We start from the raw sequence: 17,081 nt of genomic DNA, 5'->3' as shown, positions 1-17,081 counted from the left end.
CTCTTATAAATTTAACAAGCGTTTTGGTACTAGACGTTTTTTATCGGTGATTTCAGCCAAACCTAGGCAACGTCCACCATCAAAAACCAACACTTCAGCTGCAGCTTCATGATCAATATTGCTTTCCTGACCGTTACCAAAATACTTTCCACGGCCTTCAGGCAATTGCACACGAGGAAAATGCTCAACAGGTGCATAGACTGGCAGTAATAAGGCATCGCGTTGTTCTTGGGTAAGGCTTTCGAGATATTCAATGGTATAACTTGGATTAATCTCAAAATGGCCTGTCTGGGTACGATGCAATTTAGTTAAATGGCCACCACAGCCCAAAGCCTCGCCGATATCTTCACCTAATACACGGATATAAGTGCCTTTTGAACAAGTCACATCCAATGTCAAACTATCTTCAGTAAAGCCAAGCAAGCTTAAGTTATAAATGGTGACTGGGCGTGCCTCACGCTCAATTTCGATCCCTTTACGTGCCAGCTCATAGAGTGGACGACCATCACGTTTCAAGGCCGAATACATCGGTGGCACTTGCTGAATATCACCACGGAATTGCTCAAGTATTTGTTCAATTCGTTCTTCGCTCAATGCCGGCACTTCTCTCTGCTGAAGGATTTCGCCTTCAACATCACCTGTCGCTGTGGTTTGCCCTAATTTGACCGTAGTTTGATAACGTTTGGTTGAGTCCAGTAAGTAATGTGAAAACTTGGTCGCTTCGCCTAAACAGATCGGCAATAAACCTGTCGCCAATGGATCGAGCGCACCTGTATGCCCTGCTTTTTGTGCATTGAACAGACGGCGCACTTTTTGTAATGCAGAATTAGAACTTAAACCTAAAGGTTTATTTAATAGGAAAACACCGCTCAAATGACGATAAGAACTTTTTTTCATAAAAGAAAAATCAAAGCATAAAGACCTATTTTAGCAAAACTCGGTCTAGGATTTAAAAAAGGATTGGCTTTTAGCCACAAACAGACATAAAAAAATGCGCCAAAGGCGCATTTTCTTGCTTTACAACAAAGTTAAAATTAACCTTGTTTACGAGCTGGTAACTTTTCACGAATACGTGCAGCTTTACCAGACAACTCGCGTAGGTAGTAAAGTTTAGCACGACGAACGTCACCACGACGTTTCACTTCGATTTTAGCAACGATTGGAGAGTGAGTTTGGAAAACACGCTCAACACCAACACCGCTAGAGATTTTACGAACTGTGAAAGCAGAGTTTAAACCACGGTTTTTCTTCGCGATTACAACACCTTCAAATGCTTGAAGACGCTCACGGTCACCCTCTTTTACTTTAACTTGAACGATAACTGTATCGCCCGGTGCAAAAGCAGGGATGTCTGATTTTAACTGTGCATTTTCAACAGCTTGAACTAAAGGATGTTTACCACTCATGTGGAATCTCCAATATGTGCGGGAGAGAAGAGGTCTCTGACACCGCTGGGAATAGAGGCTAAAGCGCATATCTCCCGTTTAACTTTCCCTTTAGAGCAAAATTGCCTTAAAGAGCCTATTTTTAACTTAAACTAAGTTTAAGTAAAACTCGAAGCAACGCTTCTCGTTGGGTGCGAAGACAAACTGATACCAGTTTAACCTTTCGAATTTTTTAGCCATTTAATTTGCTGTTTGCTCAACTCTACTTTTTCCACCAATTCTGGTCGACGGTCTAAAGTACGTTGATAACGCTGCAAAAAACGCCATTTCTCAATATTGGCATGATGTCCTGATTTAAGTACCTCAGGCACTTCCAACCCTTCGAAACAGTCAGGCTTGGTATATTGTGGACAATCCAGTAAACCATCCACAAAAGAATCTTGTATCGCAGATTGCTCGTCAGACATGACATTTGGCAATCGACGAATAATACTGTCGAGCAATACCATGGCAGGAAGTTCACCACCCGATAATACGTAATCTCCAATTGACCATTCTTGATCAACATAATGCTGGATTAAACGCTCATCGACCCCTTCATAACGCCCACACAATACAATCAAACCATCATAATCAACGAATTGTTGTACTGCCTGTTCATTTAAGGTTTTGCCTTGCGGTGACATATACACCACTGGCGCATGGACACAGCCTGCTTGCATTGCAAGTTGTTTAGCATGGGTAATTGCTTGTGCCAAAGGCTCAGCCATCATCACCATACCCGGACCACCACCGAACGGACGTTCATCCACTCGTTTATAGTTGCCCTCAGCAAAATCTCGTGGGTTAATGCAAGTCACTTGCACGATGTCACGCTTTGCTGCACGCCCGCTAATCCCGTGCGCTGTAATCGCTTCAAACATTTCAGGAAACAACGTGATGACTGCAAAAAACACCGCAGACTCCTCTATTTTCCTGCTGCGCTACCTTCCCCGAAAGGATTAGTAGTCTACGCCCCAATTGACGTAAATACGACCAGCTTCAAGATCAACGCGTTGTACCACATCTTTATGCCAAGGAATCATTCGCTCTTCAGCATCAATGCTATCAGGCGTCGCTTTGACAACCATGACATCATTGGCACCAGTTTCAAACAGTTCGTAGATTTGACCGAGATTGACTTCTTGTTCTTCATCATCAAGACCTAACACCGTTAGACCTTTAAGATCAGACCAGTAGTACTCGTCTACATCTGCTTTTGGAAGCTGAGATTTGGCAATCCAGATATTTGCGCCAACCAGATTTTCTGCACCAGTACGATCATTCACGTCCTTTAATGCAACAACCAAGCCTTTGCCATGTGGTTTCCAACGTTTTACATCAATAGTTTGCCAACCTGCCTTGGTTTCAATGTACCAAGGAAGGTAGTCAAACATATTGCTCATAGGTTCTGTATTAGAGTAAACCCAGAGCCACCCATTCAATCCATAAGCTGAACGTAACTGTCCAATCTGAATACGATCTTCTGGCACATTCTGTGTCGATGTCATGGGCTACCTACTACAATTATGCAGTAGTTGCAGCTTTTTTAGCTTGAGCAGCTAAAGAAGCAACGCGATCTGAAGGTTGAGCACCTTGCGCAACCCAGTGAGCAAAACGGTCAGCATCTAAACGAACTTTTTCAGCTTTACCTTGTGCAGTTGGGTTAAAGAAACCAATACGCTCGATGAAACGACCATCACGTGCATTGCGGCTATCAGTTACAATGATTTGATAGAATGGACGTTTTTTTGCACCACCGCGCGCTAAACGAATAACAACCATGAGAACAACCTTATAATTTTTACGGATTATCCCTGCGCCGACCATCGGCAACACTTCAAACCCCTTTCATAGAGGGCGATATTCTACGTTATATTTGCTTTGAAAGAAAGATTAAATTTTGGGTTATCCACAGCTATGAATTTAATTTATAAAATCTGCTGAGTTACCAGTCTTCAGTCTCATTGCCACAGCTTGATGTCGTGATATTTGCAGCCGTTTTGGTCTTACACTTAAGGCCTGTGCTTGTTAATAACAAGGAATAATTCCTCGGACTTTGGCTCACGGCTTTTAATGACCACGCCTGAGTATTGACCGTTAATGTTAACGTGAATTTTTGGTTAGCACTCGTTGCTGTCAAAGGTAGAAGCAAGCTGGTGTTGGTTGCACTCGGTACGGAATAGTAAGCACCTTGATTCGTCGCGGTTCCTTTCAGCACAAAACCATCATAACTAAAATTGCGTGCCCGATGTTTTTCCAAAAGCTCTGCAACTTTAAGCATTTCTTGTTGTGCTGTAGATAAGTCTACACGGCGGATATAAGTGTCATAACTTGGAACCGCAATCGCAGCAATAATTGCCACGATTGCAACCGTAATCATCAGCTCAATTAGAGTAAAGCCTGTGCAACGTTTCCTCGCTACACAAGAACGTTTAGTAGACTGAAAGTGGTAAGAAACACGAGGTCTTACCACTTCCGAAGCCACACATCGACATAACAGCATTTTATTCATTACGTTCATACCAAGTGAGTGGCACTAATTGACGACGCATAGTATTCATTGGAAGTTTACTATTCCCAATTTTATCTTTTGCATTTGGATTCAGTAACTGACGTGTCAGACCATTTTTGTCACTTAAACCAATTCCAGCACCCACCATCGAATCCACAATCCCATGCCCTGCGCCAAAGCTCATAGTGATGTCTTTGACGTCTTGTTCACAGACACCAAATGGTAAGCAGAAACGTTGAACTGTGGTTGCACCATTGGCCTGAATTTTACAACCATTGCCTATAGTCGTATTCGGATTATAAACACTGGCATAAAGGCTCTTATTCATCACCACCATTTCGCTTAAGACCTTACTCCCCGTTTGATTGGTAAGACTCACTTCATTACCTTGTGCATCAAGCTCTTTTCCAACCACGGTATTGGCCTGTGCATACCAACCATTTGGCAGCATCGCTTTGACTTGTACTAGATTCTTCCCTTTCAAATCATTCTCAGTCAGCATTGCTTTAAGATCAGTTGGCAAAAGTTTAGGTGTGCTATTCCCCGTAGCGGTGAAATTTTTACGCACGACATCCTGATCAAAGAGATTATAAATCGTACTACTTGAAGTCTTATCACTATAAGGAAGGCTACGATTTCCCGATGCAATACTCACCACTGCAAGTGGTTGTTCATAGCCATAGACGCTAAAATTTGGTGCTTCATAGAAGCGGCTTGTACTATCTTTAAACAGCACACTATAAGCACCACAACTACCAGCTTTTGTACCAAATTCTTTGCTTAGATCAATCCGCCATACTTGGCCACCAAGGTCACCAAAATATAGATGGTCTGCCATACCATCGCCATCGCGATCAACTGCATTGATACGGCTAACAACGCTATATAGATCTTTCATTTTCAATCCATAGTTCGCATCATCTGGATTACATGATGTGGCTTGGCTATCTCCTCCTGCATACCAAATTAAATCGCCATTATCGGCATCAAACATATACACCATACGCCCTTTGGTCGCACCCGTAATCGTAGGTGCTGCCTTTTCATACTCCATGTCATAGCCGCCACCCACCAACATCACACGTTTTGCTGCACCTTTATACATAATGGTGGTGATCGTCGGTTTAGACCAACTTTGCCCCATGGAGGCTAATGCGGCATGAGTTGTAGTTTTATAGGTCCCATTCGATTGCAAACTAATAATACGGTTATTATCTGGGTCGATATGGAATTTGAGTTTTGGCTGGGTGATATCATTTAGATCCAAGGCATAATAACTACGCCCTCCCATACGTAAACCGCCATAGGCTATTTGCTTTCCTTTCGCGAGAACCTTACTGTCTTTTTTAATTTCACCAACCGTTGCAATGACCTCACTACTGGTACTACCGCTACTTACAGCTTTCATGCCATAGACATATTCACTATACAGCGTCCACGCACCATCAACCCCATAGGCCATATTGGCTTTTATGCCCGATGGTTTTTCCAAAAATGCTTTACTTTGTTGTGTGTTTTCCAGCATTTCATTCGGAACAAAGGCAAAGCTTTCCTCACCCGTTTTAGCATCAACCACATGTAAAAGACCTTGAGTGGTGCCAAACAACATATAGTCTTTGCGTTCTTTCACACTATTGTCTGTATTAAAAACGGCTTCCTGAGTCAATTTAATCGGCGTCGAGTGCAGATTCATTCCCACCTGCCAATTAGTACGATTTGCTTCAGTCAGATCAGCAGTTGTTGCGGCATTGCCTACGTTATAGCCCAACAAATTCATCAACAAATAGCCTTTCGTATCTGTCTGTGCTGTTGTTCCAGAACCACATTGAATATCTAGATATTTCTTATCAATCGTTTTCAGACCTCCCACTTCAGTGAATTGATACGTTGTCGTATTTTCGATTTGCTGGCAATCACGATTAATTAGTATTTTACGTTCTGTAATAATGGGTTTAGTTGGATCTGAATTATCCGTCTTATTTTTTAAATTTTTAAGTTTGGCCAGTACCCCTCCCTTATTCCAGTCTTGTACATCGTAGCTTGTTGAGCTGGTATCCCATGCGTCTTTGAGCTTATTAATCGAATTATCAGTTTCTACATAATACTTTTTAAAGTTCCCAAACCAACTGGCTTTTTCCGTTGGCTCAAACATACTTTTATAGACTTCATTACTCATCCGATACGGTGTAAGCGGATCTTCAGGTAGTGTTTGTAAACCAATTGGGTCGCCATCTGTTACCCCTAAATCATCATGAAAATCCTTGATACTTTGCGCGATATTTTGGCTATTCGCAGCGTTATACCAACCACCACCGCCGATCACGCCCCAACGTGCCATATTTTTAATATCTTCTGGATTTCTTGGTAATAAACGGTCTAACAGACTGGTAATCCCTGTGGTTAAACCACTGCCGATCAAACTATTCGGCAATAAACCATCTAAAAGTGCTCCCGTGGCGCCCAGTAAATCACGCACTGCTTTCGGTACAATACCTGTTAACAGTTGATCCTGTGCCACATTGGTACTTGAGATTTGGGTTAAGCCTTTGGTATCCGTGCTATTTTCCTGTCCTGCAATATAACTTGGCAATTGTAAAAATGAGCGATCCAAACCAATCACGGCGGTTTTAATTGGATTAGTTTTTAATGCCCGAATATCCCGAGCATAGGCACCAATACACTGCCACGTTGCAAAATCAGTATTATCATTTGAGTTTTTATTATTTCCTAAAGTCGTGGCTTTTAGCTCTGTTGAATTACATCTAAATCCCCAATTATCATTCAAACGTCCATCTTTATATTGCACACTTAAAGCCTGACTATTATCCAAGGAACGCGCCATCAAGCGCTCCATCGCAACTTTAGTCGCATCAGATTGACTACCTTGAGGTTGCAATAAAGAGTCTGTTAAAGTCGGGGCAATGGTTGGTACTCCACCTGCAATCACCATTAATCCATTGGCATCACATTGCGGCGCGGTTGATGGTGCTTGATAAAAATTACCATTACTTTTAATCAGTGGATTAATACTACTATTATTATTTTGGCTGTCACTAAAACCACTATATTTGGCATCTACATCAGCACGATATTCATAGAAAATTTCTTGCTTACCCACTTGCAAAACACCTAACAAGTTTAATAAATTCCCATCAACTTTTTTATAGCCATTGGTATTTAGCAGACCAGCATATTTCCAATCAGCACAAGTCATACCATCGGCTTTCCAAGTCTTACATTCATAATCAGTCCATAATAATGGTGCGCCAAATAACCCTAATAAAGCATTACGTTTAGCATATTGTCTTGCACCTGTCCCCTTGGTGGTATTCCCCAACAAGTAGGCGCCTGTTTCAGCATAGGTACTTGCCATTGGATTATTACCACCAAGTCCCAACATGGTCAGTACATCATTTAAGGCATTATTGGTATTTTCCAAATTCAATAATTCACTCACCGCATCAAGTGGGTTACTTAAAATTTTCCCTAGGGTGGCAACCACATCATTCAACAAACCAGTGACTAGCTTCGGTGCAATCGAGAGTAAGCTTTGCAAATTGAACTCACCTTTTGAATCCATATTTGAGCTAGCGATATAGTCAATCATATGCTGGCGATGCGTTTTCGTTTTCCCGTTATACAAATAAGTATCACTAAGTAATTTGGGTTCAAATACAATTGCACCAGCACGATCATTCACGGTTTGGTTATAAGGTGAAATAGATAACCCGACCATGGTGCTATCAGGAATTTGATCAATATCAGGCAGACCAGCCTCCCCCTTTTTACCTTTCAAGACATCGGTGAGCGCCATACGGACACGTGAATTTTTATCATAGCAGCGATAAATTCCTACCGTAGATGAATTGGTAATCGATTTAAGCAAACTAATATCAATCAGCGGATCACAAGTTTCACGGATATATTGTTCAGCAGATAACCCAGTTTTCACCCCCAATAAACCATTGAGTAAGTTATCCAGTAACTTAACCGTTGCATCCGTAGTAACTACCGTACACGACTGACGTGGGAATGGATAAGCCGTACTCGGCTGCTCTGTTTTAATCTCTGCAATGGAATCTAGTATTCCTTGGCCTTGTCCATTACCAAGTAACCCTTTCAAGATCAACTGATTCACTAAATCAGTTGCCTCTTTAGTTACATTGATCAGATCGGTTTGACCTGCGACTTTAATCCCCAAATTCAAACCATTTTTGCCTAGTACATCGGTAACCCCTTGATCGATACATAAGGGATAATCTTTCACCAAGTCCAAAAGACCTGCACCGCCCATACTGCGAGACTGATCAACCATCAACATGAGACGTTTTTTATTGCCTGCTGCTGGTTGGTAAATCTCAATATCACTGGCAGTTGCGACAGATGAAAAAATCAAAAAGCTAGATGCGATCGTACAACTCAACAATAATGCTTTGGTTCTGTGTTCTTGTGGATGCTCATGTTTAAACTGTTTTTTTATCTTATTATTATTCATGACCTTTCTCCCTTATGAACTCGAAGGTTCAAAGTCAGACAAGAAACGATATTCTGCGACTTGTATGTTATATATCGGTTTTTCTGTATTTTGTTTTAAGCAAGTAGCAACATCATTTGCGCCGTTGTTATCAATACTTTTGGTTAAACAGCCCTTTTTAATATCGTTATCTGCAGTAAACAGAGCATCAGAGGTGAGTAAGCCCTGCATGACAGATACAACATAGACACGTAAGCGAATATTACTTTCAGTTTTTGCACCCAACACCTCTGTCCCACGGGACAAATCTGCAAAAGGGACTGTAGATCCGATTTCTCTTTTAATATAAACCTGTGTAACCACTTGTTTACGACCACTCGACTGAGATGCTGTATCATTCGTGGCATTGTTAGGATCAACTTTACAAGCACCGCTATTGGTTGCTATCGGCTCAAAAGTCGTACTATTTAATCGGTAAGCCGCTTTACTTAATGCAAATGGTTCTGAACCTGAAAAACAAAACACCAGTTCCGCATTTTTGTTATTTTCATTTTTAAAGAACCCGACAACGCCATTGGCCGAAGCCAAATTCTGCTGCGTATTTGGATCTTGAAAATACATCAGTGCAGCATCTGCATTTTGCGCCAATAGCGTTTGTATTTGATGATTACTCACCAACTTGAGTGAACTGATACTTTGACGGATCGCCAATGTCCCCACAATCGTGATCATGAGTACGATCATCAATACAACGATCAATGTTGAACCGCGTTGAGCATATCTCATGTGCCAGCCCCCCCATTTGTACAGCTTGTGCTTTTAGTACTGTCACAGCCTTCTGAAACCCACCCCATCGCATTTCTTAAAGCAATCGTTTGATCAACGACCTGTCGTAAATAGTTATCCTGAGAAGCTGGCGTGAGATTGACTTTTGTTCCAAGAATCTGGAATGGCTCTTTATTTCTTTGTTTAATGACTGACTGATTGCCGGTTTTATCATCAGAGCGAACTAAAACGCCAATTTGAATCGCATGGACATAAGGACGAACCGTCTGTGTTACTCCATCTACATTCTTTTTGGCGGCCGTCAAGGCCATATAGTTTTTAACATCCGTATAGGCCAACATGCTGTTCGCACTGTTGAGATCTCCATCCATATATCCCAAACGAATTTGGAAAAGATCCACATTCGGCAAAATTACCTGACTTGTACTCCAAGCGAGCTTCAAACGGTCTGTTGTGGTTTTGCTATCAAGTACTGCTTGCGTATATTGTGCAGCCTGACAACGTAAAGATTGACGTGTATCCGTTGAGGTCGAACCCACATAATAACGCTGTACCACAAAAGTTCCGCTTGCAACATCCTGTCCCGAGCAATCAATCCCACCTTGAGGTGCCTGATAACGAATCAGCAATTGATCATTGGTTAGTCCAGTCACATTGGCATTACCAAAACTAGCAATCTGATTATTCGAGAAACAATCCGTACAATTCAGGTCAATTTTTTCACCCACATTATTTGAACTGAGCAAAATTCCTGCATAACTGGTTTGATCATTAATCGCAGGTATGGGTGAACTGAGATTGGCCTTACGAATATCATCCACAATGAAATTTAAACCCAGACTGGCGTTGTCTTGGATATGTGCCATCGCTTTTTGTAGCTTATAACTGGTGATCCCTGTAATAAAAAGCTGAATCGCAGCAGCGACAATCAGCAAACCCAATGTCAGTGAAATCATCAGCTCGATCAGGGTAAATCCTGCCTGACCCTTGCTATGTTTTAGATTTAAGAGGCCTATTTCCATTTCAATATGCCTCCAAGAATAGACAATGTGATCCAGAAACATAAGCACCATCTTTAATACATGCTGCGATGCCTTGATCACCTGCTAAATTAGTCTCATCCCACGCGACATAAATACATTGTCGATTATTTCCAGTCGGGCACTGATCGACGGCAAGGTTCATCCCATTATTTTTTGCTTCTAGTGCCGCATTTTGTAAATCTTGTAGGGCAATTTTTTCAGGTTTATCTGCTACAGTTGAAACATCAGTTTTAGGAGCTTCCACCGCTTTCACCTTATATTTTCCAGCACGAGTTGCTTGTGGATTCGCTCTCATACGTTCTGCAAGATCCCGCGCGATGGTGGTTGCCAAGACCTGCTTATTCGCCTCAAAACTGGAGTCAATTGCTCTTAACTGCAAAGCGGCAAAACCCAATACACTGATTGCCAATAAAATCAGAGCAACCAATACTTCCACCAGCCCGACACCTTTCTGTTTTTGAATATTCATGTGCAAGCTCCCTCTTTGATTGTGGTATCGCCAATCACCCCGACCTGAATACAGTAAGAAAGATTTTTCCGTTCTAAAATAAAATTCTTTTGTGCTGCAAGGCTACCATTTCGTCTAAAGCTAAGATTGGTCGAGGAACTATTGGCACTGGTCACACCATGATCTAAACGTACAATAAAGATTCGTTGTGTTTCTGCTTTTGGAATGGCGATGGCTGTAGCACAATCGTCATCGGATAAAGAGGCTAAACAGACTCCCGTACTTTGTCGTAACAAAACAGCTTGACTACGAGCTTCTGAAATTTTCATCACTAGTTCACGTGCTGAAGACTCAAGCTTTTGTCGGCTATACATGGTTGCAAATGAAGGAGCTGCCATTAAAACAATGATGGCTAAAACAGCGATCGTGATAATGAGCTCAACCAACGTAAATCCTGATATAGGAAACAGTCGAGTATTACTCGATCCTATCGCAAGACGAGAAGCTAGGCTTCGAGTACGAAGATGAACAAAGCTATGCTTTGTCTGAGCGCAAGATGGAGAGCTACGCTCGAAGTTGAGCGGATGAAGTTGGACAACACTCGGCTCTATCATAAGACAAGAAGCTGTAGCGCGAGACTGTAAGTCATCATGTGCTTGTTGCATACAGTCCTCCATATGCACAAATCTTTTTGTTTTAACGAACATTTTGATTAATTTTTTATTAAGCATTGATTTTACAAATTATTTTTATAAAACCCTTACAGGTATTTAATTTTAAATCAGTAAAATCAAATCGTTATATTAATAAAATGAACGTTATTTTCGTGATTGTTTTCATGTTTAATACCAATTTCCGTCTAAAATGCACTTAAATCCACCTTTAAGAGATAAAAGGTAGGTAAGGACAGATAAATGATAAATGAGTCACATTCATTAATTATTGTTGTTAAAAATATTAAATAGTTCACAAAAGGAAATACATAAAAAAAGCAAACACTGAGGTTTGCTTTTTTTATAATAATCAGGAAAAGAAATTAGCGACCATCCCAGTTAGTTGTTGCTGATGGAGTACATGCAGAACCACCATTCTTATCACTACCTTTGGTCCAGCACCGATGTCCTTGATTGTTTAAAACCACATGGCCATCTCCAGTTTGCCCATTTGCAGGCGTAGCTGTAAGCGTCCAACTTCCAGCTGTAACATTCGATAATGCTAAATTGTATAAAGTTGGCCCCGATTGTGGGCTTAAACCATTGTGATGTATGGTACTCAGTGTAATTGCCGCATTAGTTGGCGTCATAAAAGTAGAGTTTATTGCTTTATATCGCTGCAAACTAGCAGCGATCTCTAACATTTCACTTTCTACTGCTACGCGTTTCGTTTTAGAGATATATTGTTGATATGATGGATAAGCAATCGCAACTAAAATGCCAATTACAACAACCACAATCATCATTTCAGCAAGTGTAAATCCAATTTCTTTACCATGTTTCACTGTTTACTCCACAAGGATTTGTTGACGCCAATTTTGTGCTGGTTAGAACTTCTGCCTCAATTAATTTATCTTTTGTCTTACAGCGAATACCTCCGCTTGTTAACAGATAATTATAATTTTGATCCTGCAAACCATTACATGTTGTACAACCTGATCCATAATTTATTGCAGAATTAGCCTCTGCTAACATTACCCATCCCTGCCCTAAAGCACTTGTGTCATTTAATGCAACACTAGGTACAATCGAGTCTCTTACATAAATCGTATAGTTCTTACGTGGCCCTGTGGTGTTGACAGGCACTGCAATTGACGTTGTTGCAAAACCTCTATAATTTAAATTCCGTGCTTTGTGCTGCTCTAACAACGTTGCTAAACGCTGTATCTCATGTTCTGCTTGAGATGCAGCACCACGTCTAGCAAATTGCTGATAGCCCGGTATGACCATAGCAGCAAATATAGCAATAATGACCAATACCACTAACAATTCAATCAAGGTAAAACCCTTATTTTTCATAAAAGCCACCTTTATTAACGCTCGTACCAGCGCTGAGAAACAAATTTCGTCTTCCCTGTATACTTTCTTGGAGTTTTGTCTGGTGTTAAGTTAAGAACCATCGAACGATCCCGATTTATTCCCCCAAAACTAATACCAACATTCCCTTTACCCAAGAAATTCTCATCAGCACCACCGCCAGGGCCTGAACCTGAACCGTTATCAGCCGGTTTACAATCACCATCACCATAAGGTAAACAGAATTGTTTAGAATTACTTTCACCCCGTACCCCACCTTTACAATCTGTTGCTGTAATATCTACCGCAGAGTCAAAAATACTGACATATAAATCACCATCAATTGCAACTGACTCATTTAAAATACGCTTTTTAGTTCCAACGGGATAATACCAGCCACCATTGCTCGACTCTGTTTTTGTAGTTCCATTTGTATTTTTAACCAAATTATTTCCAGTAGTTGCTCCTGGTTTAACATCTTGAGTATATAGTTCAGTGGTTTGCAATACAGATAGATTACGGCGAGTTACATCCTTATCAAATATTGTATAAACACCATCATCATTATTTGTATCAGCAGACATTGGGAAGCTTAAATTTCCTGATGAGATGCTCACCGCAGCAAACAAACCATTAACAGAGCGATGAATTGTAAATGTTGGTGCATTATAAAAACGAGGTACTTTTGTTGCTCCTGACATATCTAATATGCGGACAGCGCGAGTTGCAAAATTTTCACCACTATCACCAGTAGCCACACCAGCTTTCGCAGATGCATTTAAATCAATACGCCAGACTTGCCCACCTAAATCACCAAAATACAAATGATCAACAAGACCATCGCTGTTACGATCAACTGTTTTAATATTACTTACCACGCTACGCTTCATATCTGCCGCATAGGTTTTTTTAGTATCTGTATTTGTTGAACCAGCATTCGCACTTGCCCACCATAACAAGCTACCATCATTCGCATCAAACATATAAACCCCAGCGCCTTGATCGATATAGCTTGATGAAGGTGTATAGTCAGCTGAGCTCTCATAAATTGAGTCATAACCACCACCAACAAACATCACTAATTTACGCTTACCTTGCCAATTTACCCATGCAATACTTGGTTTAGACCAGCTTTGTCCCATACAACCTAGACCGTTAGTGACACCACATGTGCCAGTAGGATTTATACGAAATTTAAGCTTAGGAGTTCCACTCGTTGATGTTACATCTGAAAGATCTAAAGAATAATAACTCTTACCTCCCATACGCAAACCACCATACAGCCATTGTTTACCACCATTCGCACTAGCAACACTGACAACTGGCTCATTGGTTTTTTCACCCGATTTTGTGGCATATTCTGTATAGGCGGTCCATTGCCCATCTATTCCATAATGTAGCGTTGCACTTGGGTCATCTTGTTGACCAATAAAACTCTCTGCTTGTCTATCTATCATTTCACTTGGTACAAAGCTGAAAATTTCTTTACCAGCATCACTATCCGTTGCACTTTTGCCAGCACGAACAACATGCAATACACCTTGAGTTGTACCAAACGCAATTAAATCATCACGATCATCATAGCTAATCGTATCTGTATCTTCATCGTATTTGGTTGTTCCTTTTTGTGTAATGAGGATCGGTTTAGAGTGCATCACTGCACCCATTTGACGAAGTGTCGCATTAGTATTATTTAGAAAATTGTTAAATGCCGTATTTACTTCATCCGTAATCGATGCAGCAACATCGCTACCTACATCATAACCAAATAACGCAGCAACATAACCACGCTTACTGTCCACATTAAAGTTATTATCGGGATTATTGGTTTTTAAATCTGCAGTTTTGATCTGTATTAGATTACCATCCGTGATTGGTTGTGCGACATATGTAGTATTGTCAACCGCCAAACTCAACTTCCGATCAGTAAAAATTTTTCTTTCAGTCGTTACCGGATCTGTACCTGTCGTTGTAGTTGAACCTAATAATAAACGGCTTAATGCTCCACCAACTCGAACACGTATTATTTCTTCTTCATCGATTCCGTTGACTTGCCTAACTTTAGTAATCTCTCGCATGATATTTTGATCTGCCCAATAATCATTTGGGTTATCCACGCTCTGGCCCTTATCTGTGCCAGAAGTGATCATAACATTTGCACCATCTTGATCTTTTAAAGTATTACTTACAACTTGATATTTCTTTAAGTTTCCAACCCAAGTTGTGACTTTTAGATCTGGACGTGGATCAAATTGTGGGAAATAGCCCCATGGTTGAATATTTTGCGTATCCAAATTATCCACAGGAATAGTTACCGAGCCAGTAGTGACTGGCGGGATATATTTTTGTAACTTTTTCAAGAATCTTTTTACACTATCAACAACATCTGCTGCACTTTGTCCTGAATACCATCCTCCTTTCCCTACTTCTCCCCATTTTTTCGCATTCTCAACATCAGGATTATTTGACACACTTCCACTAAAATCAGAACCAAAACCGACAACGGCAGTTTTAATTGAAACACCAGCAGGATTATTTGCAGGATTTAAGAGTGCTTTTGCATAATTTCCAATACACCCCCATGAGTTAGCCGTTGAAACCAATTGATTGGTACTGCAACTAAAACTTTTAGGAGACAAAGTACTCGACATGAAATTTGTATAGTTACCATTATTATTACCATAATTTGGTTCACCATCCGTTAAGAAATAAATTCCTTGCGTATTACATTGATTAGCACTTGATACTCGACTTGGTGCCAGATAGTTATTTCCATCCTGAATAGCAGATTTATTATTCGAATCCGCAAACCCACTTGATGTGAGGCCTTTTGTTGTTTTCCCCATCAGATAAGCTGCAGCTTCTGCATAAGCATAAGCTGTTGGCGTACTCCCGCCTGTCGATAGTGCATTTACAGCATCGATCATTCTATAACGATGAGTACTGGTTGCTATTCCTGTATAAAGCGTTGTTCTCGTATCAGCACGAAGTGCCGTTGTTGTGTCAGTTCGAGTTTGTCGAGTAATAACATTTGCAGTTTGAGTTTGAGTTTGAGTTGAAGTTTCTGTTTGGGTTTCTGTTTGGGTATTGGTAATAGTATTAGTTCTATTCCTAAATTGAGTTTTTGTTCTTGTCTGTGTCTGAGTTTCAGTTCTATTTGAATTTGTCAAAACTGATTGTGGAACAGGATTTGTATCTGTAACCTCATTATCAGGCGGTGTTAATGTTGTACGACTAACACTTCCTGCCGTACCAAGTGCAACGGTAGCAGAAACATTAAAAGTAGACGCCCCAAAACTAGGGGCCGTGTTAGTACTAGAATTAGACCATGATGGTGCTGGTGGTGTTGCATTTTGAGCTCCACCAGATTGGGTCACTATTCCAGTAATCGCACCATTAGCTATAGTAACAGACGAATTCTCATAGCTAATTTGTGCCAGAGTTTTATTGGTTGCTACCCATGTCGCACAAGCTACATTATTTGTTTGCCATTCTGTACACATTTCAATGACTGAAGAAAGTACTGAAGCCCCGCCATTATTGCCGAAATTGCTGCACCCCCCTCCTCCAGTCCAGTTTCCTGTCGTACTTGAACCAGTATTGTAAGGTGTCCCATAACCAGACCAACTTGACCAATTTAAAAAATTCCCATTGTTCCAATTTGACCAATTTGACCAATTTGACCAATTTGAACTACTAATATCTACCCAAGCTGTCCAAGCTGAGGGTGTCCAACTTCCTGTATCAGTCCAACTTCCCCAGTTGGGGTTCCAGTTATTCCATGGACTATTTGTTGTTGCTCTGGTTCGTCTTCTAGTCCGTTCGTTTGATTTGCTTTGAGACTGTTCTTGAATTTGGGTTTGAGTCTGAGTTTGAGTTCTAGTATTTGTTCTAGATTGCGTTCTTGTTTGTGTTCTTGCCTGTGGGGTGACTGTATCTTGTGTTGCTGTTGTAGAGCAGCTCAAGGGTTGAGACAATCGTTCAACTTGTCTATATATTTGACGTGTTCCAGCCAAATTCACTGGTGTATCTAAAGGTAAGGCTTCCAGTTTGATACGACCACTAACACCACTAAAGTCCGACAAACCTGTTGACAAATTGTCTGGTAATCTGGTTGTGGTTGCATCACCTTTTAATAACTTTAGCATCCCTTCTTTTAGACGATCAATACGCCTCTGAGAAGTTCCATCATAAGAACCACTATCAGCCATACTTCCTGAGACATCCAACATAAAGAGTAATGTTGTTTCACTTTTGGGTGGTGCTTTATATAACTCGGTATCACTGGCCTGAGTAGATACTGCAATACTAGTTGCCATGGTCATTGCAGCTGCTTGACAAGCAACGACTAATTTTTTTAGTTTCATAATTTTCATTGCGTT

General features: G+C 40.8%; 14 protein-coding genes. All 14 read right to left on the bottom strand.

The features are described from left to right. Positions 1–3: 3 nt before the first annotated feature. The 14 genes from truB to A7P54_RS14275 all read right to left on the bottom strand — a co-directional run bounded on the left by truB (position 4) and on the right by A7P54_RS14275 (position 17,075). Positions 4–897 carry a tRNA pseudouridine(55) synthase TruB gene (gene truB / locus A7P54_RS14340; protein ID WP_171549989.1) on the bottom strand — a complete coding sequence of 298 codons (894 nt, stop codon included), beginning with the start codon at positions 895–897 and terminating at the stop codon, positions 4–6. Between the two features lie 137 nt (positions 898–1,034). After that, entirely contained in the window at positions 1,035–1,406 is a 372-nt protein-coding gene (gene rplS, locus A7P54_RS14335) for a 50S ribosomal protein L19 (protein ID WP_004657502.1), read from the bottom strand. 194 nt (positions 1,407–1,600) lie between these two features. Next, positions 1,601–2,341 carry a tRNA (guanosine(37)-N1)-methyltransferase TrmD gene (trmD, locus tag A7P54_RS14330; protein WP_171549988.1) on the bottom strand — a complete coding sequence of 247 codons (741 nt, stop codon included), beginning with the start codon at positions 2,339–2,341 and terminating at the stop codon, positions 1,601–1,603. A gap of 45 nt (positions 2,342–2,386) precedes the next feature. Beyond that, positions 2,387–2,935 carry a ribosome maturation factor RimM gene (rimM, locus tag A7P54_RS14325; protein WP_004803983.1) on the bottom strand — a complete coding sequence of 183 codons (549 nt, stop codon included), beginning with the start codon at positions 2,933–2,935 and terminating at the stop codon, positions 2,387–2,389. 16 nt (positions 2,936–2,951) lie between these two features. Then, positions 2,952–3,209, bottom strand: coding sequence for a 30S ribosomal protein S16 (gene rpsP / locus A7P54_RS14320; protein WP_004660208.1), 258 nt, complete (start codon positions 3,207–3,209; stop codon positions 2,952–2,954). A gap of 163 nt (positions 3,210–3,372) precedes the next feature. Then, complete coding sequence (locus A7P54_RS14315; RefSeq protein WP_171549987.1) at positions 3,373–3,948, bottom strand: type IV pilin protein; 576 nt, start codon at positions 3,946–3,948, stop codon at positions 3,373–3,375. After that, positions 3,932–8,434 (bottom strand): pilus assembly protein PilY, encoded by a 4,503-nt coding sequence (locus A7P54_RS14310; RefSeq protein ID WP_171549986.1) that lies wholly within the window; start codon positions 8,432–8,434, stop codon positions 3,932–3,934. The genes A7P54_RS14315 and A7P54_RS14310 overlap by 17 nt, the downstream gene beginning before the upstream one ends. 12 nt (positions 8,435–8,446) lie before the next feature. Beyond that, entirely contained in the window at positions 8,447–9,199 is a 753-nt protein-coding gene (locus A7P54_RS14305) for a PilX N-terminal domain-containing pilus assembly protein (protein ID WP_171549985.1), read from the bottom strand. After that, positions 9,196–10,221: a PilW family protein gene (locus A7P54_RS14300; RefSeq protein ID WP_171549984.1), complete on the bottom strand. Its 1,026-nt coding sequence runs from the start codon at positions 10,219–10,221 to the stop codon at positions 9,196–9,198. The genes A7P54_RS14305 and A7P54_RS14300 overlap by 4 nt, the downstream gene beginning before the upstream one ends. A gap of 1 nt (position 10,222) precedes the next feature. Then, complete coding sequence (gene pilV / locus A7P54_RS14295; protein ID WP_171549983.1) at positions 10,223–10,711, bottom strand: type IV pilus modification protein PilV; 489 nt, start codon at positions 10,709–10,711, stop codon at positions 10,223–10,225. Beyond that, a complete protein-coding gene (locus A7P54_RS14290) occupies positions 10,708–11,355 on the bottom strand; it encodes a GspH/FimT family pseudopilin (RefSeq protein ID WP_171549982.1) in 648 nt (215 codons plus the stop codon). The genes pilV and A7P54_RS14290 overlap by 4 nt, the downstream gene beginning before the upstream one ends. A gap of 371 nt (positions 11,356–11,726) precedes the next feature. Then, complete coding sequence (locus tag A7P54_RS14285) at positions 11,727–12,188, bottom strand: type IV pilin protein (protein WP_005201314.1); 462 nt, start codon at positions 12,186–12,188, stop codon at positions 11,727–11,729. Continuing rightward, entirely contained in the window at positions 12,175–12,702 is a 528-nt protein-coding gene (locus A7P54_RS14280) for a prepilin-type N-terminal cleavage/methylation domain-containing protein (RefSeq protein ID WP_171549981.1), read from the bottom strand. Before A7P54_RS14280 ends, A7P54_RS14285 begins: the two co-directional genes overlap by 14 nt. 14 nt (positions 12,703–12,716) lie before the next feature. After that, on the bottom strand, positions 12,717–17,075 hold the full coding sequence (locus tag A7P54_RS14275) for a PilC/PilY family type IV pilus protein (protein WP_171549980.1): 4,359 nt from the start codon (positions 17,073–17,075) through the stop codon (positions 12,717–12,719). Positions 17,076–17,081: the final 6 nt, after the last annotated feature.

Origin of the sequence: Acinetobacter sp. Ac_3412, assembly GCF_013072675.1 — a bacterium.
GTDB lineage: Bacteria > Pseudomonadota > Gammaproteobacteria > Pseudomonadales > Moraxellaceae > Acinetobacter > Acinetobacter higginsii.
This window is presented reverse-complemented; position numbering and strand designations above follow the sequence as displayed.

What these genes read in the sequence shown, in the direction of transcription:
- truB (WP_171549989.1), bottom strand. Translation starts at nt 897, where the DNA reads ATGAAAAAAAGTTCTTATCGTCATTTGAGCGGTGTTTTCCTATTAAAT.
- rplS (WP_004657502.1), bottom strand. Translation starts at nt 1,406, where the DNA reads ATGAGTGGTAAACATCCTTTAGTTCAAGCTGTTGAAAATGCACAGTTA.
- rimM (WP_004803983.1), bottom strand. Translation starts at nt 2,935, where the DNA reads ATGACATCGACACAGAATGTGCCAGAAGATCGTATTCAGATTGGACAG.
- rpsP (WP_004660208.1), bottom strand. Translation starts at nt 3,209, where the DNA reads ATGGTTGTTATTCGTTTAGCGCGCGGTGGTGCAAAAAAACGTCCATTC.
- A7P54_RS14315 (WP_171549987.1), bottom strand. Translation starts at nt 3,948, where the DNA reads ATGAACGTAATGAATAAAATGCTGTTATGTCGATGTGTGGCTTCGGAA.
- A7P54_RS14310 (WP_171549986.1), bottom strand. Translation starts at nt 8,434, where the DNA reads ATGAATAATAATAAGATAAAAAAACAGTTTAAACATGAGCATCCACAA.
- A7P54_RS14305 (WP_171549985.1), bottom strand. Translation starts at nt 9,199, where the DNA reads ATGAGATATGCTCAACGCGGTTCAACATTGATCGTTGTATTGATGATC.
- A7P54_RS14300 (WP_171549984.1), bottom strand. Translation starts at nt 10,221, where the DNA reads ATGGAAATAGGCCTCTTAAATCTAAAACATAGCAAGGGTCAGGCAGGA.
- pilV (WP_171549983.1), bottom strand. Translation starts at nt 10,711, where the DNA reads ATGAATATTCAAAAACAGAAAGGTGTCGGGCTGGTGGAAGTATTGGTT.
- A7P54_RS14290 (WP_171549982.1), bottom strand. Translation starts at nt 11,355, where the DNA reads ATGCAACAAGCACATGATGACTTACAGTCTCGCGCTACAGCTTCTTGT.
- A7P54_RS14280 (WP_171549981.1), bottom strand. Translation starts at nt 12,702, where the DNA reads ATGAAAAATAAGGGTTTTACCTTGATTGAATTGTTAGTGGTATTGGTC.
- A7P54_RS14275 (WP_171549980.1), bottom strand. Translation starts at nt 17,075, where the DNA reads ATGAAAATTATGAAACTAAAAAAATTAGTCGTTGCTTGTCAAGCAGCT.